Source organism: Legionella sp. W05-934-2 (assembly GCF_964199965.1).
Classification (GTDB): domain Bacteria; phylum Pseudomonadota; class Gammaproteobacteria; order Legionellales; family Legionellaceae; genus JAFIFT01.
The window spans coordinates 330,769-355,918 of the sequence record NZ_CAXMZT010000001.1; the positions used below are offsets into that span (position 1 = coordinate 330,769).

Genomic DNA, 25,150 nt, shown 5'->3' on the forward strand with positions numbered 1-25,150 from the left:
AAATATTCAGATAACCATTGGTTCATAATACGATATGCCCGAAAGGTACAGCATTTCTGGAATTCAAAATATCTTGATCAATCCTTAAGTAGCTTGGTGGATAGTTAGCTACAGCTACTTTGTGAAAAGATTTATCATGATATTGAAATATTTCATTGGTATCCGTGTCATGAATGCTTAATTCAATCCATTGGTTAATGACCAAAACACTAAAATTTGATTCGCGATTTAAAAGCTGCTTTATGATATCTAAGCGACATACTATCAATACCATCAGCCTAACTGGCTCATGGATTTCAACCATCTGCCATGGCAAACCAAGCTGTAGATCACTTTGATATCCATTCATCACCCCTAACAAAGAAGTGATATTATGTGGCAATTTTGTACCGCAACCATATTTTTCATTATCAATATAACTAAAATAGTATTCTAAATTTATGCCTGCACAAACTGGTCCAGCCGTGTTTAATAAGACATTAAGAATACAGCCACTCGGATCTTCTTTTTCATCATATGAAAGCAAAAAAGCACGTCTATCAAGAAATAAATTCCTGGTCATTATTCTAGGCCCAACAATGCAAACAGCATTGGTTGCATGACCATATTCTGGTCTTGGTTGGCGAAAATCAATAGCCCTTTCCCGTACTTTTTGATGGTAATAGTTTGGTGAGTGATTAAAAGGCAAGGAAGTAAAACGTCGAGATCGTTCGGCCGCATCAATATGACATGCGTTATGCAGTTTTTCTATAATCAGATTAAAAATAGGATCTACTTGTTTAGGCAAATCATATAATTCAAGATTATCATCGCAAGTATTATGATAACAACCTATAAACTGCGTTTGCTCAGGAATAGTGATATGCTTTGTTTTTCTTAAAGCGTCACGAACAATACTCTCATTTAATATCAATGCCATTAAACGAGCATTTGCTCCCCCTCTGCCTCCCCCGCAAGCCCCACAATCATGGGCAGCCTCATGGGGATTATTCAAACTGGACGATCCATGCCCCACAATAAAAATGTAAGGACTAAAATTTTTAGACAATCCCATATTTTTTAAAAAACTTGCTGCCAAATTAATACGTTCTGCTATAGGAATACCTGTTGGGGTATCTTCTTTTCGATAAACCAGGATTGTGCTGATGGCTTTATTAATATGGCTTTTAGCTGTTTGTTTAATCTTATGAGCTATTTTAGGAGAAAAAATGTCTAATAAAACTGGAAACAACTTAGTAAAAAAACCAAAAAGAAGTGCCACGGTTCCCCGAAGTAATGACTTTGAGCTTAATGCAGCTATCCATTGTAATTCACCATAAATGAATAATGATTTCAATTTAAAGTAATTTTTCACCTCACCAACTTCAACAATTTCATAAATTGGCTTGACATTGATCGGACATAAGGCCCTTGGATTCTTATCAAAATACCCTTTAAATCGGATAGGAAGTCCAAAATGCCCGACGGTACCATATGTTTCGCAATGCGGATCGATCTCTAAATATCGACGCAAAGACTCTTCACGCTCATCAATACAACAAATCACTTGATAATCAATCTTGCTACTTGTATTTTCACCAGGAAAGATATGCGTTTGACTAGCATAAGCATCTAAAAAATTGGTGTAAAATGATTTCTCATAGGCTCGATGAAGAATTTCTTCCCGATCCAGATCAGTTAAATGATGAAAAATATTTTCAAATTTCTCCTTGTGTTCAGGATATTTTTTGCATTGATAGACAAATGTATTTATAAATGATTCAGAATGCTGATAGGATGAAACTGCTATTGGTATTTTGGGAGGGTTAGGAGTAATCATCTCAATAGCGGCAAATTCGCAAATCATTAAGATAAGCATGAATTCCACTTCGCTGGCTACAATTGATGGCTCTTTTATCCATTCAGGGTGGTTTTTTAAGCTTTTTAACATACCTGCCCAACCTTTAAAACGATAAGTCAAATCAAACAAATACGGTATGGAAAGTTCTTTGTCTATTTGTAATCTTTCTAACAGCTGGTTAAACACATCATTTATAGGTAGATGCTGGTAATTTCTTACTATGTTAATGAGTGTCTCTAAATAATGCCCGATTAAGGGAAAGGGGTTACTATATAATGCTTTAAAACAATGCCACATCCCTTTTTCTCTTGAAGCCATTGGCCAATAGGCTGATCCAAAATCAAAATAACATGCAAAAAATTTATAGATATGTGGACTGATAATATAATCAATATTGACGTGAAACTCAGACTTAATGGCATGTTTGTAGAATGCCGTCTTATTAATCTTTGACAGATTTTTCAAATTTTTAACATCTTGAGAAAAAGAAAATGAATTATTCGTGTTAGCTCGCATTAATAGGTTATAAATGATTGATGGTGGAACCTTTAGTTCTCGTCGATGCAGAAATTCATTAATTGCTGCATCGATGTCTTTTTTCTCAATTCGATGTTGATGATATTGTTGCCAATAATAAATCTCAGGCATAAACGCCCGCGATTTAAAATCCTGGCTTGCTTTTTTCACAGCGTCAAAAAAATTTAAATGTTCGTAATGATGCAAGGTGTTGTGGTGAACAAAGAATTCTAGCGGCCCTTGTTCCGGAATAGCGTGAAAGACTTTATTAATTACATCACTAATTAAATCACTGCTCATCATTTCGCCTTTCTTGCTGCTAAGTCATGGTTATAGATAGGTTGAAGATGCTCTTTCCCTAAAACAATAAACAAGGACGCTCCAATTTCATGTTCTAAATCGTTTAATTTTTGAACCAACGTGTGGTCTATAAAATGGGTTTTGGCAAGATTAAGAATAACCGTATGATGTTCGTCTAACTCATGCATGATTAAATTCTTAAGCTTAGTATAAGCGACAAACGTAAGCGGCCCATTCACAGTGACAAATGCCCTGTCTTCTTGGATTGAAACACTAATAAAAGGATTAAATAAATCTTTAAATTTATATCCGCGTAACTTGTGGAATATTAATTTTAAAATTAAGCCCGCAATGACCCCTGTCAATAAATCTTCAACTAACGTAATAATCAACGTTGTTGAGAATAAAACAATTTGATCGAGCCCAATCCTATACACATGGATGAATGTTCTTGGAGACGCCAGTTTAAAGCCAACAAAAATGAGTAAAGCGGCTAATGCAGATAATGGAATCAGGTTTATAACCGGCGCAAGAGCTAAGACGGCAATAAGCATAAATATGCCATGGAATAAATTTGCTTTATTAGATTGGGCTCCGTAATCAATATTCGCTTTACTACGCACAATTTCAGCAATCATAGGTAATCCTCCAAGGAGAGTACAAGCTAGATTGCCAACACCCACTGACATGAGATCCTTATTGAGATCAGAGGGCTTCTTCACTTTAGAAAGTGTATCTACTGCGCATACCGTTAATAATGATTCGATGGAACCAACTAACGCAAACATAATCGTGTATTTGATACTAGAAAATGAAAAAACGACTGAAAAATCAGGGAATTGAATCGCTTCTAGAAAATTGAGTGGCAAATGGACTAAGTAGCCGGGACCTAGGTTATATTCTGTACCACCAAATCGATAGATATGCTCATGGGAAATATCGTATAACAAGGATAAAGGTATCACGGTAATGATAACGACAATTGTTGAGGGTATATTATTTAAATATTTTATTTTCGACCAAAAAATAGCTATAAAAAGTGCAATCAAGCCTATTGCGAATATGATTGGATTTTCTTTGATAATTGCCATAGGAGCATTCATGATAAGTTGAATTAAACTAGTAGAAATAGGATGGGTACCAGTTAGGACATAAAATTGCTTTACCACAATGATAATTCCAATGCCTGCTAACATCCCGTGTATAACGGATGGTGGCATGATTTCAGCGAAAGTCGCTTTTTTATTGTAAGCAATAATAATTTGAATGATTGCTGCAAAAAAGCCACAAGCTAGTGCTCTTTCATAGCCTAATTGAAAATTGCCATGGCCTAACTCTAGGACAGCCCCGAGCGCAATGACAATTAAACCAGCAGCAGGACCTTTAATTGTTAATGGCGAACCGCCTAAAAAAAAAGTAAGAACTCCTCCCAAAATTGCAGAAATAATGCCTGCACTGGGGGGGAAGTGACTTGCTAATGCAATACCGAGGCACAAAGGCAAAGCCAGTAAAAAAACACTAAATCCAGCGATTAGATCTTTTAGGATTGCTCTACTAATCATTCCAATCTCCCTATTGTCTTGATTGGTATACCACTATCGAATTATATCATATACCGATACACAGTATAGCCAGGCAATTTAAAATAATCCTATAATAGTTTTTGAAAATGCTCGAAATTTAAGGTTTAATATCTATCATAGATTTCAAGATAAAATAGGGTATGAATGACAAAGGAAAAAACTCCCCCACATCCTGGCGAAATTTTATTAAAACGATATCTAGAACCGAATGGTCTTACGCAACTAGCTTTTGCTGAGCATTTAGGTTGGACATATGCAAGATTAAATGAAATTATCAATATCAAACGAGGCGTCACAGCAGACTCAGCACTATCATTTTCTGAAGCATTAGGAACGACAGCAGAATATTGGATGAATCTGCAAACATCGTGGGATCTATGGCATGCAAAAAAAGACCATAAGCCTACCCGACCGATTCTTGATATGCGGGGTTAACACTAACGTTAGTTATTGCATCAATTTAAAACAAACGACAATACCTGGCTTGGTTCATTAATTCCTTCATCTCTTTAACGGCTTGCTTAAAGCCAACAAACAATGCATGTGCAACAATAGCATGGCCAATATTAAGCTCGTGTATCACCTCTATTGCCGCAATCGGCTGCACATTGTGGTAATGTAGCCCATGACCTGCATTGACAATCAACCCTTTGGATGCGGCATATTCTGCTGCTTTTTTGATTTCCGCAAGCAGGGATTTCTGAGCTTCATCATGGGTCTCGTCTGCATAAGCGCCCGTGTGTATTTCAATAGCAGGAGCCCCTGCTTCAACGGCTGCATCGATTTGGCCAATATCAGCATCAATAAAAAGCGATACCTCGGCCCCTTGTTCATTGAGCATTTGTGTTGCTTTTTTAATTTTATCGAACCCTTTAATGACGTCTAATCCCCCTTCGGTGGTTAGCTCCTCTCGTTTCTCAGGAACAAAACAAACATGGGCGGGTTTAACTTGCCGCGCAAGCTCAATCATTGAATCAGTCACAGCCATTTCCAGATTCATACGGGTTTGTAATACTTGGCTTAAGCGATGAACATCATGTGGCTGAATGTGACGCTTATCTTCTCGCAAATGGATCGTTATCCCATCGGCGCCGGCTTCTTCTGCATCGAGTGCTGCTTTTATTGGATCCGGGTAGTTTGTACCTCTTGCTTGGCGTATAGTAGCGATATGATCAATATTCACACCCAAATAAATTGTTTTTACCATGTTAGGATCCTTATGATACTTCGAGGGGACTATACTATACCTAAGAATAACGAAAATACCAGAGTCAGTTAATAATTATGTACAATTTACTTACATACTGTTAGCATAGTTCTATTTTAATGGTTGCTTTTATATCATGAATACTTATTGCGGTTATATTGCGTTAATTGGGCGCCCCAATGTGGGCAAATCCACCTTAATGAACCGTTTAATAAAACAAAAAATCAGTATTACCTCTCGAAAACCACAAACGACACGGCACCGAGTATTAGGCATTCATACGAAAGATAATTACCAATTTATTTACGTTGATACGCCCGGTATCCACCGTGAAGAACATCAAGCGATGAATAAAATGATGAATCAAACCGCTAAACGTGTTTTAGACGATGTAGATGTCGCTGTGATGATAATGGATGCCCACCATTGGCAGCCAGAAGACGAAGATATCTTAACTTTGGTAAAGCAAACTTCAAAGCCAACTATCTTGGTTATCAATAAAGTCGATCGCATCAAAGATAAAGAAAATCTTTTGCCGCTTATTCAAACCATGCAGGAAAAGCACACATTTACCGCAATTATTCCCCTATCTGCTCGCACCGGTGTTCAAGTTGATAATTTAGAAAATCAGCTACAGCAATTCCTGCCAGCAAGCCCCCACTTTTTTGCAGCCGACCAAGTGACCGATCGTTCAACTAAATTTATATGCTCTGAAATCATGCGCGAAAAGGTTTTCCGCTTTTGTGGTCAAGAGCTGCCTTATGCAACGTCGGTTGAAATTGAATCCTTTAAAGAAGATGATAAACTGATAACCATGCATGTGTTAATTATTGTCGATAAAGAAAATCATAAAAGGATGCTCATTGGCAACAAAGGGGAAAAAATGAAAGAAATGGCCACTCAGGCACGTTTGGACATGCAACGGCTGCTCGATAAAAAAATTATGTTAAAGTGCTGGGTAAAGGTAAAATCAGGTTGGGCTGATAACATTCGTATGTTGAGGCAATTAGGATATGACCAGTAGAACCTTAAGTGGTTGGCTTATTCATGCTCAGCCTAGCGGTGAAACGGCCAGCTATTTGAGTATTTTAACAGAAGAAAAAGGATTAATCCAAACCCGTTATCCTGGCGGGCAAAGTCGTAAGCGGAAAATGAACTTACAATTATTTACCCCGCTTTGGATTGAACTTCAACAACGCGGCCAGATGCATTATTGTCAATCAATTGAGATTAAATCTCAACCGCCAGTATTATCAAACTTAGCCTTATCCTGCGCCTATTACATTAATGAGCTGATTTATAAAACCTTAAAACAACCCGAAATTGATAACCATCTGTACACGGTTTATGAACAAAGTTTGCTTTCATTACAACAAACACAAGAGCAAACAAAAATTGAACGCTTATTACGCCAATTTGAATGGTCACTGCTAGTGAGTCAGGGCCATAGTTATTCGTTTGAATTGGAAGGAGATCAACAAACAGCTATCGATATAACCCTCAATTATCTATTCCAACCAGGTTATGGATTTTACCCTAGCCCACAGGGATTTTCTGGCCAAACCCTGCTATCAATTGCTCAAAATGGCTTAGCCGACAAAACAACGTTGTCTGTCGCCAAGCGGATCATGCGCCAAGCCATCGATTATCTTGTTGATTACCAACCCATTCATGCTCGTAAAATGTTTATGACACATCATCCTGAAAACAACACCTTAGCGATGGATAGACCATAAAACGCTCTGTCAACTTATTGATGATGCCCCTATTCTCTCGCTTTAATTTCACCAAAAATTTCGTTATAATTGGGCTATTATCGACCAGCAGTTCATGTTATGCCGTCAGTTATTCGTGAAGGATCACAATACAAAACCGCTATTCCGGTTGACTTACCACCTCTGAGCCATTCTGTACCTTCCTGCAGTGGACGGTTGCTTGGGCCGTATGCGGATGTCTATCATTTTGGCGCTGAAATATCGTCGTACGAATTAAGTGATACCGATAAATTAGTCATCATTGCTAGCCATAAAAAGCCAAATCCTCAGATCATCCTGTTAACACATGACGTTGACCTTATTCATAAAATGCCTGGTAAACGAGACTGTTCACTTGTGGCAAAAATGGTTAGCCAGGTCCAACTGTATATTACTCATAGCCAGCACTACCCTAGCCCTTTAACAACCTGGCAAGATCAAAAGCAAGCCGTTGCAAATAATCTACTAAAGAAACTCCGCCAACTCTATGAAGATGAACGTAACATCCCGGCAGAAAACCTAGAAGAAAGAGAGATTTTTCGAAACCGCGTGATTTCGTTAATTGAATCGGCTAGCCATGAGAATTTACGTATCGCAAACCATCCCTACGTATCAACTGGGGAGTTGGGGTATATACTATATCAATGCAAACGCCAAGCAGAAGATTATGAATTCAATCCATTTAAACAGGTTAGCAAAGCGGATCAAGAACAATATGAAAGTGATGGTCAGACATGTTTTGTTTGGGATAGCTTGTCGCATTTATCCGGATCAAACTTTTCTATTGACGATTGCTTACAAACGATTGCAAGTCATTACCAGCTAAACGTCAGCTCAAACCCGAAGCATCCTTGCCGTCTTAACCGCTTTAAGCAAACCTTCGAAGCCTTTAATCAGGACGCCAATGACATCGTTGACTATTGCATGTTACCGAACAAACCCAAACAAACGAGTCATGTTGTCAATTCCGATAATATTCAAAAAACATACATTGATCCTTATTACACATTCCAATCCCCCGATATTCTAACGAATTTGAAAACCCGCCATGCAAGCCAACTCCCTGTTCTAGAAAATGGACAAACAGCAAATGAACTATTAGCCACACAAGAAGACAATAGTGCATGCTTTTCTAACGATAAATCACGCATTTTTGTCAAATTGAAGGATATCGATAATCGTTCATACATCCTTTCATATCGTTGTTTTATTGATCAAGATCTCATTCATTTATTGCCAAGTCTCGATGATTTAAAAGCAGTTACTCGCGCTAGTGAAAGGCATCTCTACATGCCAGAACGGGCATGGATTCATTTTAAATTATTTTTTAATCATATTCCTGCCTGGATAAAATGGCTCGGTCAGCAGACCAAGCGCATAGCGATAGAAGAGGTCTATGATCAAATCGTTGAACAAGTCCATCGTGGCCACGAAACAAATATTAAACCACGAGAGCCTAGCGATGTATTAGGGAACATTACAAAAGAGTTTGAAAAATCGCTCCCAAATAATATGAGTTTTCAAATGTGGTTATCGGAATACCTCGATGATCATCACTATGTGTTTTCTGCTCCAGCTCAGTCAACTTTACCTAGTTTATACACCGATCCTATCCATCGAGTGTTAAATATCGGCGATCATGCAGCATCCTTTTTTGTCGGCTTAAATGAACGAAATCCAATACTGGGATCCTTTGCGTTATTAGCATATTTATTTGGTGGCATGTCAATTCTTGCACCAACTGCCTTAGAAAGCTTTTTGAAAAGTATGCATGCACAGGGTCTCACTCATTTAATTCCCATTGCTAAAGCGATTGGGGAAACAATGAGTAACGGTCCAGTTACGCAAACCATTTCAGCATCGATGACACTTTGGCAAGCAACCATGCTATCTGGGCAGTTTGATAAAGCCCTAACTGTTGCATTATCAACCATTAAAGAAAACCCTGCAGAAATCATACTTGTCGCGTCATTTGCTATGGGATTAGGCTATAGCTTATGTAATTTAATACCCTATCTTCGTAACGAAATGGGCAAATTTCCATACACAAATTATGCCGCTGTTGGAGCTAAAGGGGGAGCAGCGTGTTATGACACAGTGATGCATCCGGGTGATGATTGGCTTCTTGGCACCATAAAATGGTTACTCAAAGGGATCCGATTATTCGCAATCGTGTTAGTGGCACCCGTTATTGAAGGAGTCTATTATGGTTGGGAAAATGGGTTTATAGCTGGGCTACGTAAAAGCCAAGCGGATATTTTAAATGCCCTCAAACAAATCATCGCTAGTTTAGTTGATAGCATGCTTTTGATTGGCATCATGTTGTTCAAACATGGAACGTCTTTGTTGCTGAATGTCCCTTTCCGTGGAATAACCAGTTTATTATCCAATGCTATCGCTCTATTCGGCCATGTAAATACTATTGGACAGAGCTTAATCCAGTTCTCCAAAAATCAATTTGATCCACTGACCTCATTCCGATCATCCCCGCTATACGGCTATAACCCGCCAATCAAAAATAGCGATAGTAATTCAGCCATTAACCAAGTTACCAATCTGTTTATCAAAATAATTTACACACCGTTTTTTTTATTAAAGGATTATATTGTTTTAGCGCTAGCAGATATGGCGTCTTTCTCGTTGCGACTAGCACTAAGCATCACCAACAAAATTTGTAAATTATTAGCGTTCACATTTGGTTATCTATTCGTTGGAATATCCTATGCCACAGACCCAACCATCGGATGGCTATGTTTAAAAATTGCAGATTCAATCACATTGTCTGCAAATTTTATTGACGAACAAGCAGGACAATTAAAAAGACAAGCTTTATCACAAGCACAGATTCAACGTGGCTATTTGTATCGATGGGCATTTGCTAATGAGGAAGTCAAATTTCAAACACAGCTGCCAACAAAATCCCCCGCTGTTCGGGATCCGTTATATCTTGATTATCTAGACAGTGATTTGCCGCTTACTCGTGGAATCTAAAGCGGCCACCTTTTAAATAAAGGCCACAATTAATGCAACCCACATAACCAACCCGTACCAATGATTATTCAAAAATGCCGCAAAACAGTTAGGACCGCGTCGATCGTAGAGCAACCGTTGTTGATGAATAAAAAACAAGCTGGCTACAAACCAGATGATATAGAAGCGATAGTCAAAATGTGATAGCCAAGCAATTGGCAGCCATAAGCCATGGGTTATTATTTGCAGCACGCCGATTACATAGCGATCGGACCGGCCAAAAAGAATGGCGCTGGAGTGCATTTGCATTAACAGATCATCGTCTCTATCAACCATCGCGTAGGCTGTATCATAAGCCACAACCCAGCATATGTTTAACGCCATTAACAAACCTGTTATCAAAGAAAACTGCCCTTCCACCGCCTCAAAAACCATTGGCACACTGCTGGTAAATGCTAATCCAAGGATTAATTGCGGCATGTCAAACCATCGCTTTGTAAATGGGTAAAGTGCTGTGAATAAAGCCGCTATCAATGCAATTAAGAAGCAATAAGGCGGCAAATGAATTAAGATAAATAACGCTATACTAAGGAGTATCGAAAAGCATACTAGGGCGTTCTGTAGTGTTAATTGCCCCGTCGCTAATGGCCGTTTTTTCGTTCTCGCCACATGCGCATCCAATTGTCTATCTGCGATATCATTGATAACACACCCAGCGGCTCGCATGGTGATCGTACCTAATAGAAACAATGTGAAAAGCCTTAACGACGGCAACCCTTGCGATGACAACCATAACGACCAAGCAACAGGATACCACAGTAACGCTGTGCCTATCGGCTTATCAAAACGCATTAATCGCCAATAGGCAACCCAATTTGCAGAAGGCAAGGCTCTAACTCCGGTAAAAATAGTTCTGTTAAATAAAAATTAGCTTTTTCGTACAAGGAAAAAAGCGATAAGCGTAACCACAATCGCTCACTTTCTAAAACAAGCTCTTTTGGAGGCCAGTAGTAAGCGATATCCGACCTATCAATTGTACGAAAAGTCGAGCTCACACGCTTCACATGAGGATTATCAAATAACATGTCGCCTAGGTTTTTATCGGCAAGTTGTTCGAAAAACGAAGAATGCAGATACCACGTGCTAGCGGGGATATAGGTTCGCGCATACCAGCAAGTATATTTGCCAGATAACATGAGGATTTCACGTTGAAATAATTGATCACAGGTTAGTTTCAAATAGTGTTGGCACCACCAGTCCGGGTTTGTAAGATTACCCGACATTACTTTGACAACAGCAGAACCCGTCATTTGATGTAATTTTTTTGTTAACGATCCCGAATCAGTTAAAAATGGAAATAAATAGTCGGGGGCATCATGACTCTGGCTTATTGATCTAGTCATGTTTCATCAAGTCAAAATTAAATAGCTACTTTATACCTAAGCCACTTAAAAAAGCAAGTTTTGCACGTCTTAAAGACAGACTTTCGTTATGGGCAATTGACATTAGATAAACTGAGACGTCCTGAACCAGCAATAGCCAACTGTCTACCACTATCGCCTGTACAACCGCTAGCGCTGACTGTAAAGTTAGTTGCGTTACTATTTAAAAACCCGGTTCCATCATACGACACAACCGATGATACAGTGGTGATAGTGATGCCTGGTGGTAGCTGCTCATTCACACGGATTAATGTATCCCCTACATCAATCACATTATTGTCGTTTTCATCGACAAACACAACCCATCCTTGTGCCCATTGCGCATTGGTGCCACAAGCATTTAGTGCTGCAGAGGATGCGGCACACACACTGACTTGTTCTCCGCGTTTAATCGCCTCGAGCCGGGCATAGTTTAGACTTGCAGATAACTTGTTAACTGTTGCAGTAATATGATTATTTTGTACCATATTAAAATAACTAGGGACAGCCAACCCGATTAGAATCGCTGCAACCACGAGGGTTATCATCATTTCAACTAATGTAAATCCATTTTTGCACATCATAAATCGATTCCTTTATTAATCCTGCTTATCAATCAAACTTTCGGATAAGAGATAATTTAATTATAGCGGAGATATTTCACAGTATGAATCAGCTTGAAAGTGAAGAGAGTGCATAAATTGGGTCTTTTATCGAACAGTAACTCCCCCTATTCGATTAACAAGAAGCTCAATTGGCTTTTGATTCCCCAATGATAATGTAAATCGTCCATTAACAGCCCAATGGTTTGGATCAGACGAAAATAGTAACTGCTGATGCTTATCAAAGCCATGCCAATTCACATCGAGTTTATCAGAATAATTGAATACCCATTGCCGTATTATTTTCGATTGCTGACAATTATATTTGGGTTTACTGATGACAACCCGAAACCCTTTTGCCCAACGATTGTCAGGTGAGCATAGCACTAAGGCTTGTTGATTGATTATCGCTGAAGTACGTGTGTAGTTTATGGCAGTTTCCAGCATTGCTTTCACCGCTTTAAGTTGTTTTAACTGAGAATGATGTTGCCATTCTGGTAGGGCGATGCATACGATGATTGCGACCAGCATTAGAACGACACATAACTCAATGATCGTCCAACCTTTTAGATTACGAGATGTTCTTGACATAAAAAATGCTGAATATCCTTAAAGCACTGCTTTTTTAATGTTGGATTAGCTATCATGTCCATTAAGCTAGGAACAAACAACCAATTTTTTTTATGTGCTATGTCCTCAATGAATTTACCATGACCAAAAATAATCGCATGATGATGGATCGACTGATTTAGCCAATTGTCAATGCACGCTGGGCAAACCGTATTTTCCGACGATTCAATGGGCGGAACTATTTGATAATATTTCTGACTAAAATCAAAAGCCATCGACATAAAAACCCACAAATCTTTCTCAGACTTTGTCAGTTCGTTTTCAAGGCAACATAACAATGTTGCCTGATCAAGGTTGTGGTTGGCGATATTACATTGGCAAGGCGAAATCACATTTTTTTTTCGTTGTTGCCACACGGTAATGCCCATTTGCTGCAAATAATAGCCTCTTCGAGAATCCATAATGCCATCTAAAAGAATTATAAAACGTCGTCAAACCTTATCAATTGGTCGAATCCAAGGTTGAAATTTTTGATATTCAGCTGGCAATTTCGATAAGGCATCATGCGCCTCAGACCATGTGGTGAATTGCCCTGCCGTAAGAATAAACCATTGCTCCCCGTTTTGTTTAATTGGGTAAGTGTATATTTTTAGGGAAGTCACTGGAAATTTAACACTCAGTGCTTTTAGAAACTTAATCTGGTGCGTTGCCACAAGCTGGATGGTGTATTTGGGTGGCAATTTCGACTTTTGTGGTGGCGCTTTAGCAAACTGAATACTAACTAACTTGCTATCAATTGGTTGGGTCACTGTTGCCTTTTCAGGTTGCTGGCTTACCCCAGCTTTCACAACTAACGTCGGTTTGCTTTCAGTTTCCGGTTTAAATTTCGTGTGTTCATCGATGCTGGGCGCTTTAATGGCTGCATGCAAAGTCGATTCAAGCATATGAGTTGAAGGTTGAGTCAATTTAGTACCATCAGCCAATTGTTCCATTTTGACCATCGCTAAATGTGACTCAACCGCAGGTTCTTGATAAGGCACCTTGATTTTGTTTAGTCGGCTAGTCAGTGGGAAGGATGTGTCTTCAAACACCTGCGCTTTGGCCAAGTTAGGATAACTAGCATTTTTGCTTGCAATATTTGGATGTGTCGGTGTTTGCTTTACTAACGTCAGCGTTTGTCGTAAATCAAAACCTTGCCATAGTTGGATGGAAATAAATCCAAGTAAGAGCACGGCGGCTAAAGCTGAGAATTGCTTAACGCGGTTAAAAAGCTTTCCTTTATTTGCTGTAACAGAGGAAGAAAATGACGCCATTTCATGATTCATGGTTGCAATCTGTCCCTTTGTCAGCTGATAAAAGCGATCACAAGTTTTAGCATTTATTTTTGTACGTAAACGTTCATCTGTTACTTTTTGATAGAGGTATGTTTTAATTTCATCTTTGGCAAAAGGACCCAGTTCGATGCTATGTATCGCATCTTCGGCATCTTTACTGCTTAATTGATTTAGTAAAGGTAGCAAAGTATAGTCTGCTAACAATAATACATGGAAATAGGGGGTTTGTGGTTGAGATTTTACGATATCTAATAATGCTTCGACTTGCTTCTGGGGTAAGTTATGCGCATCATCGATAATGAGAAGTGTATGATGCCCTCTTTCATTGACTTGGTGACATATATCAGCCATGGTGGCCTGTTTTGGCTTAACTAGGTTAAGATGATTAGCAAGACCTGCAACAATTGTTCCCTCATCATGAGGGACTTTGCTTTGAGTCGTGTATGTATCAAACGTATCGGACAAATTCTGTTGCAAAAACTGCATATACGTTGATTTGCCGCCCTGCTTTTCGGCGAACGCAACTAACATCACGTTATTAAATAACAGCAAGTGGTTAACAAAATCAAGTTGAGCTAACCATGAAACAGGTTTTAACAAAGACTGTTTAGCGTGATGATCGCTTTGCTTATTCACTGTATCCTGACTCATGCGTTCACTCCTTCAGTTGCCAATAACAACGTTTTTAGTATTTGCTCATCTGACACTGCTTCATCAATAAAACATTGTCCCACATCTTTCATTAAAATCATTCTTAAATGATTATCCTTAATCTTTTTGTCCTGCTTCATAGCCTTTAGCAAGGCTTCAGGCGACCATTCAGGCTCAATTCTTCTTGGTAAGTTAGCCAGCTTTAACAGCCCATCAACCTTTGTTATTAACGCCTTGTTGGCATAGCCACACAAGTGGGATAAAACAGCGGCACAATACAAACCAATCGCCACTGCCTCACCATGCAGAAACTTATCATAATTAGTATAAGTTTCAATTGCATGGGCAAATGTGTGGCCAAGATTTAACAGCGCTCTTAATCCTTTTTCTTTCTCGTCTTTGTTGACAAACTCTGCCTTAATCTGACAACAACGACCAATAATCTCTGATAACTTACCCGAAGCGAAATAATCATTATCCTGGAGTAAGTTCGCTATGGCGGCAAGAAATTCATCACTTGATAATAAACCATATTTTATGATTTCTGCAAAACCCGCATTAATTTCTCTCATCGGCAGTGTCTTCAGTGTAGTTAGATCAATGAAAACAACACTTGGATGGTAGAAACTGCCAATCATATTTTTGCCCAGAGGATGATTAATGGCAGTTTTGCCCCCTACCGATGAATCTACTTGGGATAAGAGCGTGGTAGGAATCTGAATCAAGTTAACCCCACGCTGGTAAGTGGCTGCCACAAAACCTGTTAAATCACCAATGACACCTCCGCCTAAAGCAATAATTGTCGAGTCACGATGGTATTGGTTTTTAATTAAAAAATCATGGGTTGCGTACCAATTTTCATGTGTTTTATGAACTTCACCATCTGGTAAAATGAAATGTTTACATTCGTATTGCGTTCGCAGGAAATCGAGATCTTTTAAATACAATGGTGCGACTGTTTCATTAGTAACAATCAATACTTGCCGTCCTACAATAAATGGCGAAATATTTTTTGTGACTAACAAATTATGGCCAATATAAATCGGGTAAGATTGTTGTGCCAAATCAATAGAAAGCGTTATTTTGGGATTAGGATTCGCCATACAAGTATTTTATGATGTTATTTGCGACAGCCTTAACGGTTAGTTTATCCGTCTCAAAACTAATATCAGCGAGCTCTTCATAAAAAGGCTCTCTTTCCGATCTCAAATCTTCAAGCCTTGTCTCTAAATCAGGTGTTTGTAGGAGAGGCCGTTTGGTATCCCTTTTCGTTCGTTCATATTGTTGTTGCAAGGAGGTTTTCAAATAAATTACCGTGCCTCTTGCTGCTAGACAGTTGCGGTTTTCAGGAGTCATAATTACCCCACCGCCAGTCGCTAATACAATGTTATTTAACTGAGTGAGCTCTTCTATCACTTTTTGTTCGCGCCGGCGAAATCCTTCTTCACCCTCGATATCAAAAATCCAGGCAACATCTGCGCCTGCGCGCTGTTCAATAACTTCGTCGGAATCATAAAACTCCAACTTCAATTCCTTCGCTAAAGTACGTCCAATAGTGCTCTTGCCAGCCCCCATGGGGCCAATGAGAAAAATATTGCGAACTTTCATTATACTCATGTTTATAAAACCCTATAATTTACTGATAAAAGAGGCATGCTTTTACCAGGCATAATTTAATATAAACTTTCCGTCGCAATGACTCAGTTTCTGAATCGATTATCCATATTTTTAAAAATATTTGATTAATTTAACCCTGATATCTGAAAATGCATCAGCTTGTTAATTCAATCAAAGCCCTATTTTTATGAATAGGTGTTTTCGAATTAATTAATTATGTTTAACTGGCTTGCCAAACTTATCCAGCTCAACTTTTGCATAATTCGCCTTCCCTCTTCCCTCAACCGTCGTAATAGTTAGGGTGTTTGTTATAATCTTTGGCGTAATAAAAATCAAGAGTTCTTCATTTTCAAAAGAGACCGTTCGATTTCTAAAGAGGTGACCAACTAGCGGTAATTCCCCTAAAAATGGGACACGATTAACCGCTTGATTTTTCTCTTGCTCATAGATACCACCAAGTACAATTGTTTGTCCATTATTAACTAAAACATTTGTTTGAATTTCTTTGGTGTTAATAGCTGGCACGCCATTAAATGTTTGCGTGGATGGGATATCCTGATTAATTTGTAAATCCATCATGATTTTTCCATCCGGCGTAATTTGTGGCGTCACTTTTAAGCTTAATACAGCCTTTTTGAATGCAACCGCTGTTGCACCACTTGAGGTTGCTTGTTGATAGGGGATCTCCTGACCTGATTCAATGACTGCCGCCTGTTGATTGGTCGTAATGAGTCGAGGGCTTGCTATCACTTGACCTTTACTTTCTGTTTCAAGTGCCGATAATTCTAAATCAAGCAATATACCATCACCTAACTTAGCCAATGCAATACCAACCGAGGCGGGAGTACCCGTAACCGGTGCTGCAGCCAGATCGAGATTTAACCGGTTTGTCAACGGCGCAACGTTTGCGGGTGCAATCCCTTGCTCTAACTGGTTAGCACCAGCCAGTGTACCACTTAAGTGGGTCGGGCGTGATATACCAAAACGTATCCCCAGATCTTGAGAAAAGTCTTTGGTAACTGTCACAATTCTTGACTCGATTAAAACCTGTTTAACAGGGATATCAAGTTTTGAAATGAGTTCACGCATCTCTTCAATTTTAGAGCTGGTATCTTGAATCCAAATGGTGTTCGTTCGAGTATCCACACTGACTGTGCCTCGGTCGGATAACAATGAATTGCTCTTATCTTTAATAAGACCTGCTATTTCGGAAGCTTTTGCATAGTTGATTTGAATTAAATCCGATCGCAAGGGTGCTAGTTTTTTAACTTCTTCTTGCGATTCAAGTTCTTTCTTTTCTCTCGCCATTATCTCAGTCGCAGGGGCAATTAACATAACATTGCCATTTCTTCGTTTGTCTAATGATCGCGTGGTGAGAATGATATCTAAAGCTTGATCCCAAGGCACTTCATTAAGACGGATAGTGATATTTCCAGAAACAGAATCCGAAACAACCATATTAATACCTGTAAAGTCAGCTAATAGCTGTAGAACCGATCTGACCGGTATATCTTGGAAGTTTAGAGAAATTCGCTTGCCTGTAAATACTTTTTTCTTCAACTTAGCAGCCTTAATTTCTTCTTCTGTAAGTGGAAAAACATCGACGATAAAGTGATTATCAACCTGATAGGCGAAATGACCATAATCACCTTTGTTTTCCACAACAATTTCAGTACTGTTACCCACTTGTCGGGCAATAAACATTTCCGCTGGCGAATGAAAATCCCTGACATCATATTTATGTGACAATTGACTTGGCAAACGTGTGCTCTTCATATCAATATTAATTTTATTACCCACCTGAGTAACATCCACCGGCGTACCACTTTGAGACAGATCGATAATTAAGCGACCACCCTTTTTGCCAGTACCTCTAAATCGAAGGTCAGTTACACGATATCGCGCGTTAACGGGACCATTCGCAACAAACACTTCCTTTGAAGGTTGCGATATTCGATCGATTTTTCCACTGATTGTTAACGAGTATGTATTACCATGACGATGGCCTGTATAAGCAACTGAATCGGATAAATCAAGAATCGCCCTAACTCGATTACCCACACCTACAACTCGATATTTAAGTAATGTTGCTAATTTAATATCTTGCGTGCGGATATTGCCAGGCAATTCATTTTCAGAATTGATAAAATCAAGCACTAACCTAGATGGCTTTTGCGTAATAAAACTTGCCGGCATTTGCGTTAACGGTTGACTAAATTTAAAATCCATGCGCACTCGATTATCGGGCAATGGTATCACCTTAACACCAACCAATGCGTTTTCCTTGGCTAAAGCCAGGCCTGGGCTCATCATGAGTATTAACATAACGGCACTGATTAATTTTCGCAAAGGACACTCCTTCAAATTATTTTAATTTTAAAGTGATGATTTTCTTTTCCCATTTTCCAACAATCTTAATGGTTTCCTCTAGCTTTAAAGTTTCATCAGTTAACTGGATAATTCGGCCATAATTTTTGCCCATAAAGTCGCCAACTTTTACCCGGAAAATCCGACCATTCGGTGCTTGAATTAGTCCCCATCTCGCCTGACTATCATCTAGTGTACCGACAAATTTAAGGGAATCAAGTGCAAAGTTTTCTAAAGGCTGTTTAGGCCTTGATTGATCAGGGGCATTAACATCAACCTTTTCTTTCTGTTCCTCTCTCATTGGCGTAAATGGACTGCGTCGCTTTAAATGCTCAGGATAACTAAATTGATCGGGCACTTTAAATTCAGGAATTGGTTCGACAGGTGCCCCTTTACGTTTCTTAACATCAAAAATATAACGATTTAAATCATCATGACTATCACTGCACGAAGTCAACGTGGCTAAGATAACACTAAACAAACAGACCTTTTTTATCTTATTGTAGTTAATCATATCGCACGGTACCGGTAGATTTTAGCGGTGATGCTCATAACTAATAGCTCACCTTGGTTATTATCCCTTTTAATGCGCTTTTCAATCACAAAGTCATGTAATGTAACAATTCGGCTTAATTGGGCAATTCGGCTTAAAAATATGGCTAATTGATGATAGGAACCTACGACTGTAATTTTAATTGGTAACTCAATATAGAAATCAAATTGTTGTTCTGCTTGTGGTGCAAATAATTCAAAAGACAGACCACTTTGTAATCCCGTTTTAGAAATATCTTCTAATAAACCAGGCATTTCATGTTTCGCTGGTAATTGTTGCAACATTTGACCAAATCGTTTTTGCATTTCAACCAATTGTTCTTTATACACTGTCAAATTGACCGCTTGGCGTTGTTTGCGCTCAAATTCTCGTTTTAGTTCTGTTTCTTGCTGTTGCAAGAGACCGTATTGTTCCTGACTTGGCTTAATTAAAACCCAATAACCAATGGCAATAACAAAGATCGCACAAAGTAAGCATATGGCATACTTGACGGGAGCCGGCCATTGACCAATGTTATCAAGTGTTAACTCATTAATGTTAATATCTGCCATTATCGCTATCTCATATCAAAGTGATTTTAGGTAGAAACTTAATACAAACTCATTCTTTTCCCGGATTTTTTGATTTTTTCTCTTTTTAATTTCCGTTAAAACCGGTGATTGAATCCACTTATCCTTTTCAATTTTTCTCATCAACAACGAAATGTTAGAATTTGATTCAGAATAGCCATAAATGGTTACATAATTATCTTTTCTTTCGACCTTGGTGACATAAATAGCACTGGGCATAACCTCTACCAGCTCATCAAACAGATGCACTGTCAGCGGTCGAGTGGCTTGTAAATTTTGAACGATATTCATTCTTGAAATCAGAGCCTGCTTGACTTCTTTTAGCTTTTTGATTTCTGAAATTTGACGATCAAAGCGATTAATTTCTTGTTTTATACGGTGATTTCTTTGTGTTTGATTGTCAATTAACGTATTCATATAATAGTTCGCTAAAACAACCACACCAACCGCAGCAACAAGGACCCCAGCGATAAGCGTTGTAAATTGTTTCTTTTCTTGTTCGCGTTTAAGTTCGCGCCAGGGAAGTAGGTTAATTTCTGTCATTTGTCCAACTTCCTTAAGGCCAAGCCGCATGCAACCAATAAAGCGGGTGCATTTAGCTCCAGATCAGCCTGTTTTGAAGGTGGGTCTACATTCATATTTTTAAAAGGATTAAGGTGAGCAGTTGGAACGCTAACAGACGCTTCTACTGCTTTATCTAATCCAGGGGAACATGACACCCCACCAGCCAATAGAATGTAGTCGATATATTGATGAGAACTAGTTGAGAAGAAAAATTGTAACGTCCGCTTAATTTGTACCATGAGTGATTCTTGAAATGGTTGCCATACCTTTTTGTCAAAATCATCGGGTTTCCCATGGATACACATTTGTGCGGCTTCATATTGGTTCACTTTATAAACTTTCATGATCGATTGAATTAACTGATTTCCACCAAATTCTTCTTCACGAGAAAATATAATTTTCATTCCATCTAGGACAAATAAATGGGTGTTCTTAGCGCCGATATCGACAATCGCAATAACTTTATCAACACCTTCTGCAGGAAGCTGCTGGGACACCTCAGCAACCACTCTTTCAACGGCATAAGATTCCACATCAATCACCATCGCTGTTAAACCGGCGAGATGAGCTACTTCAACGCGATTATCAACATTGGTGGCGCGTGAGGCAACCATTAACACATCAAGCATGGAGGCATTTTTTGCCGAAGGTCCTATCACCTGAAAGTCTAGATTAATTTCATCAATTGAATAAGGAATATATTTGTCTGCTTCTAGAATAACAATCTCTTCCATTTCGTCTTCATTGAGTCCTTCATTTAGCTGAATGACACGTGTGATGACAGCCGAATCAGGAATTGCAAAAGCGGCTTGCTTAGAGGTTAGCTTTTCCCTTGAAATAACGCGACGTATCGCATCGGCAACCATTTGATGGTTAACAATCATCCCTTCTTCAAAGGCTTCTTCAGGCACAGGCTCTATGCCAAAACCCTTCACAGAATATTGGTCATTGTTTCTTTCTAACTCTAAGATTTTAACGGACTGCGAACTGATATCAATCCCGAGCATCGATTGTGATTTGGGGCCAAACCATTTCAGCACGACTCGCAACTCCCTTTTTATATTTGTTATTCTTAAATAGGGTTGTACCCTAATCTTTTCATGTTAGCTGAAAGTTTAATAAATAGAAATAGATACGTTTAATTTATTGGTATGGATGGTCCAAAAAGATAATAACATTAATCTATTAGATAATTTTTGCAAAAAAGTCTTGCATCATCGGTTTGGTAATGTTTTACTCTAGTTGTCTTTGATTGCATTAAAACAGGAGTTTTGCATGACTGATTTTCAGCTATTTATCAATGAATTAACACGTTTTCCTCTCAACTATCTCAAACAAGTTGGGTGCTCAATTTCGGAAGCTGACTTTACATCATTTAATTCATATAAAACAGACTCAAAATACATTGAAAATCGTTTTGCACAGTTTAATGAAGAAGCTAAGAAATATGGCAGCGCTCGTATGCAATTAATTGAGTATGTTGTCAAAGCGATTTGCAATTGGCGTGAGAGTGCCTACGACATTGACAAATTTACTCAAAATCGGGATAAACTCGAAAAATCAATGGGTGAATTGTTAGCAAACTTATCACTTTTATTAGAAACTTCTAACAGCAATAGCATTGAAATTGATTCTGAACAGCTAGGTCACTATTCTTTGATAGGTTTAAAACCATCATGGACTAAAGCGAGTCGTGGCAATATTGCAATCACATCTTTTTTTGAAACAATAAAACCGATATATAAACAACAAGAAGATGTTAAAGCAATTTTAGATGATCATTATAACTTTTTTGAAAAGTTAGCCAATAAATCGTCTGATACAAAAGCAGAAATACCACAACCTAACAAAGAATTGGAAGAAACCCAGTTAGCTTTGAAAAGCCTCCAACAAGAATACCAACAATTAAAAGAATTAAATGAACAACAGCTGCGAACTCAACAAGAAGCCTCAGCAAACACTTCCAAGGCCTTACCATCACAGCTTGGGCTGCTAAAAGACTCGACCAAAACCTCATCAGAGTCACAAAAAACAACTGTAACTATGAGTAAGTGGTTATAGTGGTTAAAGACATTGGTGACACTTAATGAATGCTTAACCGTGTACTTATATGAAAAATTAGCTAATAATATTCATTTGCCGGTATAATACCGGGTAATTTACTTAATGTGCTAACATCATGAAAAAAATTGGATACTTTTGGCGAACTGGTTTATGGGCGCTTATTAGCTTATCATTTGCGATTTTGCTGATGGTCATCATTCTATATATCTATGCCTCAAGCCAATTACCAGATGTTGAGTCGTTAAAAACGGTTCAGTTGCAAGTGCCATTACGCATTTATACTAAAGATGGTTTATTAATCCAGGAATACGGTGAAAAAAAACGTATTCCTGTCGATTATAAAGACATTCCGCAGGATCTTGTCCATGCCGTTCTGGCCACCGAAGACCAGCGATTTTTTGAACATCCTGGTGTCGACATCATGGGTCTTGGTCGTGCTGCGATTAGCGTCATCCAATCCGGCAGTAAATCGCAAGGTGGTAGTACCATTACCATGCAAGTTGCTAGAAATTTCTTCCTCAGCCGCAAAAAGACCTATTTTCGAAAATTTAATGAAATTTTATTAGCCATCAAAATCGACCGTGAATTAAGTAAAGAAAAAATTCTTGAGTTGTATTTTAATAAGGTCTATTTAGGAAACCGTGCCTACGGCGTGGGCGCTGCAGCGATGGTCTATTATGGTAAGTCTCTTAAAGAACTAACCCTCGCCCAGAAAGCGATGATTGCGGGACTCCCTCAAGCACCTTCGACCCAAAACCCAATTGCTAATCCACTGGCCGCCAAAAAACGCCGGAATCATGTATTAGAACGATTATTAGAAGAAGGGTTCATCACAAAAGAAGCCTATGCCGAAGCCATCAACGAGCCTATCACCGCAAAATACCACGGAACAACCATTGACGTCGAAGCACCCTATGTGGCGGAGATGATACGTAACTCGTTGTACCAACATTTCGGACCAGATGCATACACAAAAGGATACAAAGTATACACCACCATTGATAGTAAAATGCAGCAAGCTGCTAATCAAGCAGTTGAGGATGGACTTATCGCTTATGATAAACGACATGGATATCGCGGACCAATTGCCAATGTTGGCGATGTCCATGAAGAAAAAATGGATAGTGTTTACACCATTTTAAAGCAATATCCAATCATACAAGATTTAACACCTGCGGTCGTCGTGTCAGTCCAAAATAAGCAAGCCAAATTGCTTTCAAGACAGTCAACAAATATTCAATTAAATTGGTCAGGTATGAGCTGGGCACGCCCTACTCTACGCCATGGATGGGTAGGAAAATCACCTCAAACCGCCAATGAAATATTAAAAGTAGGCGATGTCGTCTATGTGCGCAAAATTGGCGATGAGTGGGAGTTGGCACAACTTCCTGAAATTGAAGGTGCTTTAATTGCGATGCGTCCAAATGACGGCGCCATCCAAGCACTTGTCGGTGGGTTTAATTTCCAAAAAAGCAAATTCAACCGGGTTACCCAGATGGAGCGACAGCCAGGCTCAAGCTTCAAACCCTTTGTTTACGCTGCAGCGTTAAATAAGGGTTATACCTTAGCCACATTAGTAAACGATGCCCCTATCGTTATGCAAGATCCGTCCCAAGCGGGTTTATGGCGCCCTCATAATGCTAACCGTACCTTTGGTGGCCCAACTCGGCTAAAACAAGGTTTAATTCGATCACGCAACTTGGTTTCAATACGAATCCTAAACGATATCGGCATAGACTACGCCATCGACTTTATTTCAAAATTTGGATTTGATAAAAATTCCTTACCTTATTCATTATCGCTCGCATTAGGCAGCTTATCGGTGAGTCCTTTACAAATTGCGACGGCTTATTCGGTATTTGCTAATGGTGGCTATTTAGTGGATCCTTATCTTATCGTAAAAATTACAGACTCTGATGGCAACATCATCCTCAAAGCAAATCCCGAAATTGCTTGTGCATTAGACTGTGATAAAAGGAAAACGAAAGCAAAACAAGTCATACCGAATGATTTGGCCTTCCTGATGACTACCGCTCTACGCGATGTCGTACAAAAAGGGACAGCCAGAGCAGCCAAAACACTTAAAAGAGAGGATATTGCTGGCAAAACAGGAACCACCAACGAACAAGTCGATACATGGTTTTCAGGGTACACCCCTGATTTAGTTAGCACTGTCTGGGTTGGGTATGACAACCCTCGTTCAGTTCATGAGTATGCTGCCCAGCTGGCTCTTCCGATGTGGGTGGATTTTATGAAACGCATTATGGATAAACTGCCTATCAGAGATCTAGCGCCTCCTGCAAATGTCGTTGCGATTCCAATCGATGAGAATACAGGGCAACTTGCGAAAGCTAACCAACCTCACACAATCATTGAATTTTTCCGCGAAAATGAAAAGCCGAATGATGATACAGGATACACACCTGTCAACGATCAATTCGACCAAAGCGATGTGGAAGAGAATCTGTATTAGTCACTGTAAAGCTATTTTGTGCTGATGGAGCATCACATTGTCGAAGATAAGGTTAGGAACGATGATTTACTGATCCGACGCTTTATTAGAGCCAATCCCAAGCATATGGAATAATCAATGAAACGTTGGGTTAAACATAAAACCCATGGATTATATGGAATTTTTTAAATAAAAAGTGGTTTTCGGTAGTGTTTA

22 protein-coding genes are annotated in these 25,150 nt (G+C 39.0%); 6 read left to right on the forward strand and 16 right to left on the reverse strand.

The window, feature by feature from the left end:
* Window positions 1-22 precede the first annotated feature (22 nt).
* Both AB3348_RS01585 and AB3348_RS01590 read right to left on the reverse strand, forming a co-directional pair.
* Window positions 23-2,659, reverse strand: coding sequence for a putative inorganic carbon transporter subunit DabA (locus AB3348_RS01585; RefSeq protein WP_367605782.1), 2,637 nt, complete (start codon window positions 2,657-2,659; stop codon window positions 23-25).
* Window positions 2,656-4,218, reverse strand: a complete 1,563-nt coding sequence (locus AB3348_RS01590) for a SulP family inorganic anion transporter (protein WP_367605783.1) — start codon at window positions 4,216-4,218, stop codon at window positions 2,656-2,658. The genes AB3348_RS01585 and AB3348_RS01590 overlap by 4 nt, the downstream gene beginning before the upstream one ends.
* Window positions 4,219-4,383: 165 nt before the next feature.
* Here AB3348_RS01590 and AB3348_RS01595 point away from each other — a divergent pair, with 165 nt between their 5' ends.
* Window positions 4,384-4,674, forward strand: a complete 291-nt coding sequence (locus tag AB3348_RS01595; protein ID WP_367605784.1) for a HigA family addiction module antitoxin — start codon at window positions 4,384-4,386, stop codon at window positions 4,672-4,674.
* A 25-nt stretch (window positions 4,675-4,699) separates the two neighbouring features.
* Here AB3348_RS01595 and pdxJ read toward each other — a convergent pair whose 3' ends face one another.
* Window positions 4,700-5,446: a pyridoxine 5'-phosphate synthase gene (gene pdxJ / locus AB3348_RS01600; protein ID WP_367605785.1), complete on the reverse strand. Its 747-nt coding sequence runs from the start codon at window positions 5,444-5,446 to the stop codon at window positions 4,700-4,702.
* 133 nt (window positions 5,447-5,579) lie between these two features.
* Between pdxJ and era the strand changes: the two genes are divergently transcribed.
* The 3 genes from era to AB3348_RS01615 all read left to right on the forward strand — a co-directional run bounded on the left by era (window position 5,580) and on the right by AB3348_RS01615 (window position 10,191).
* The gene (gene era, locus AB3348_RS01605) at window positions 5,580-6,470 is read left to right on the forward strand and encodes a GTPase Era (RefSeq protein ID WP_367605878.1); all 891 of its coding nucleotides are present in this window, start codon (window positions 5,580-5,582) and stop codon (window positions 6,468-6,470) included.
* On the forward strand, window positions 6,460-7,182 hold the full coding sequence (gene recO / locus AB3348_RS01610; RefSeq protein WP_367605786.1) for a DNA repair protein RecO: 723 nt from the start codon (window positions 6,460-6,462) through the stop codon (window positions 7,180-7,182). The genes era and recO overlap by 11 nt, the downstream gene beginning before the upstream one ends.
* Window positions 7,183-7,281: 99 nt before the next feature.
* Window positions 7,282-10,191 (forward strand): hypothetical protein, encoded by a 2,910-nt coding sequence (locus AB3348_RS01615; protein WP_367605787.1) that lies wholly within the window; start codon window positions 7,282-7,284, stop codon window positions 10,189-10,191.
* A 12-nt stretch (window positions 10,192-10,203) separates the two neighbouring features.
* On the opposite strand, the gene AB3348_RS01620 is transcribed toward AB3348_RS01615, so the two are convergent.
* From AB3348_RS01620 to pilM, 13 genes are all read right to left on the reverse strand, one after another.
* The gene (locus AB3348_RS01620) at window positions 10,204-11,058 is read right to left on the reverse strand and encodes a 4-hydroxybenzoate octaprenyltransferase (RefSeq protein WP_367605788.1); all 855 of its coding nucleotides are present in this window, start codon (window positions 11,056-11,058) and stop codon (window positions 10,204-10,206) included.
* Entirely contained in the window at window positions 11,022-11,573 is a 552-nt protein-coding gene (locus tag AB3348_RS01625) for a chorismate lyase (protein WP_367605789.1), read from the reverse strand. The genes AB3348_RS01620 and AB3348_RS01625 overlap by 37 nt, the downstream gene beginning before the upstream one ends.
* Window positions 11,574-11,659: 86 nt before the next feature.
* Window positions 11,660-12,175, reverse strand: a complete 516-nt coding sequence (locus tag AB3348_RS01630; RefSeq protein WP_367605790.1) for a GspH/FimT family pseudopilin — start codon at window positions 12,173-12,175, stop codon at window positions 11,660-11,662.
* Window positions 12,176-12,301: 126 nt separating this feature from the next.
* Window positions 12,302-12,784, reverse strand: coding sequence for a GspH/FimT family pseudopilin (locus tag AB3348_RS01635; protein WP_367605791.1), 483 nt, complete (start codon window positions 12,782-12,784; stop codon window positions 12,302-12,304).
* The gene (locus AB3348_RS01640) at window positions 12,760-13,224 is read right to left on the reverse strand and encodes a DNA polymerase III subunit psi (RefSeq protein ID WP_367605792.1); all 465 of its coding nucleotides are present in this window, start codon (window positions 13,222-13,224) and stop codon (window positions 12,760-12,762) included. Before AB3348_RS01640 ends, AB3348_RS01635 begins: the two co-directional genes overlap by 25 nt.
* 30 nt (window positions 13,225-13,254) lie before the next feature.
* Window positions 13,255-14,748 (reverse strand): AAA family ATPase, encoded by a 1,494-nt coding sequence (locus tag AB3348_RS01645; protein ID WP_367605793.1) that lies wholly within the window; start codon window positions 14,746-14,748, stop codon window positions 13,255-13,257.
* Entirely contained in the window at window positions 14,745-15,851 is a 1,107-nt protein-coding gene (aroB, locus tag AB3348_RS01650; RefSeq protein ID WP_367605794.1) for a 3-dehydroquinate synthase, read from the reverse strand. Before aroB ends, AB3348_RS01645 begins: the two co-directional genes overlap by 4 nt.
* Window positions 15,838-16,365 carry a shikimate kinase AroK gene (gene aroK, locus AB3348_RS01655; protein WP_367605795.1) on the reverse strand — a complete coding sequence of 176 codons (528 nt, stop codon included), beginning with the start codon at window positions 16,363-16,365 and terminating at the stop codon, window positions 15,838-15,840. The genes aroB and aroK overlap by 14 nt, the downstream gene beginning before the upstream one ends.
* Window positions 16,366-16,575: 210 nt before the next feature.
* A complete protein-coding gene (gene pilQ / locus AB3348_RS01660; protein WP_367605796.1) occupies window positions 16,576-18,714 on the reverse strand; it encodes a type IV pilus secretin PilQ in 2,139 nt (712 codons plus the stop codon).
* Window positions 18,715-18,730: 16 nt separating this feature from the next.
* A complete protein-coding gene (locus AB3348_RS01665) occupies window positions 18,731-19,246 on the reverse strand; it encodes a pilus assembly protein PilP (RefSeq protein ID WP_367605797.1) in 516 nt (171 codons plus the stop codon).
* Entirely contained in the window at window positions 19,243-19,836 is a 594-nt protein-coding gene (locus AB3348_RS01670; RefSeq protein ID WP_367605798.1) for a type 4a pilus biogenesis protein PilO, read from the reverse strand. Before AB3348_RS01670 ends, AB3348_RS01665 begins: the two co-directional genes overlap by 4 nt.
* Window positions 19,837-19,851: 15 nt before the next feature.
* Complete coding sequence (locus tag AB3348_RS01675; RefSeq protein ID WP_367605799.1) at window positions 19,852-20,397, reverse strand: PilN domain-containing protein; 546 nt, start codon at window positions 20,395-20,397, stop codon at window positions 19,852-19,854.
* Complete coding sequence (gene pilM / locus AB3348_RS01680) at window positions 20,394-21,458, reverse strand: type IV pilus assembly protein PilM (RefSeq protein ID WP_367605800.1); 1,065 nt, start codon at window positions 21,456-21,458, stop codon at window positions 20,394-20,396. Before pilM ends, AB3348_RS01675 begins: the two co-directional genes overlap by 4 nt.
* A gap of 235 nt (window positions 21,459-21,693) precedes the next feature.
* Between pilM and AB3348_RS01685 the strand changes: the two genes are divergently transcribed.
* Both AB3348_RS01685 and AB3348_RS01690 read left to right on the forward strand, forming a co-directional pair.
* Window positions 21,694-22,479, forward strand: a complete 786-nt coding sequence (locus AB3348_RS01685) for a hypothetical protein (RefSeq protein WP_367605801.1) — start codon at window positions 21,694-21,696, stop codon at window positions 22,477-22,479.
* Window positions 22,480-22,597: 118 nt separating this feature from the next.
* The gene (locus AB3348_RS01690) at window positions 22,598-24,955 is read left to right on the forward strand and encodes a penicillin-binding protein 1A (protein ID WP_367605802.1); all 2,358 of its coding nucleotides are present in this window, start codon (window positions 22,598-22,600) and stop codon (window positions 24,953-24,955) included.
* The last annotated feature ends 195 nt before the right edge of the window (window positions 24,956-25,150 follow it).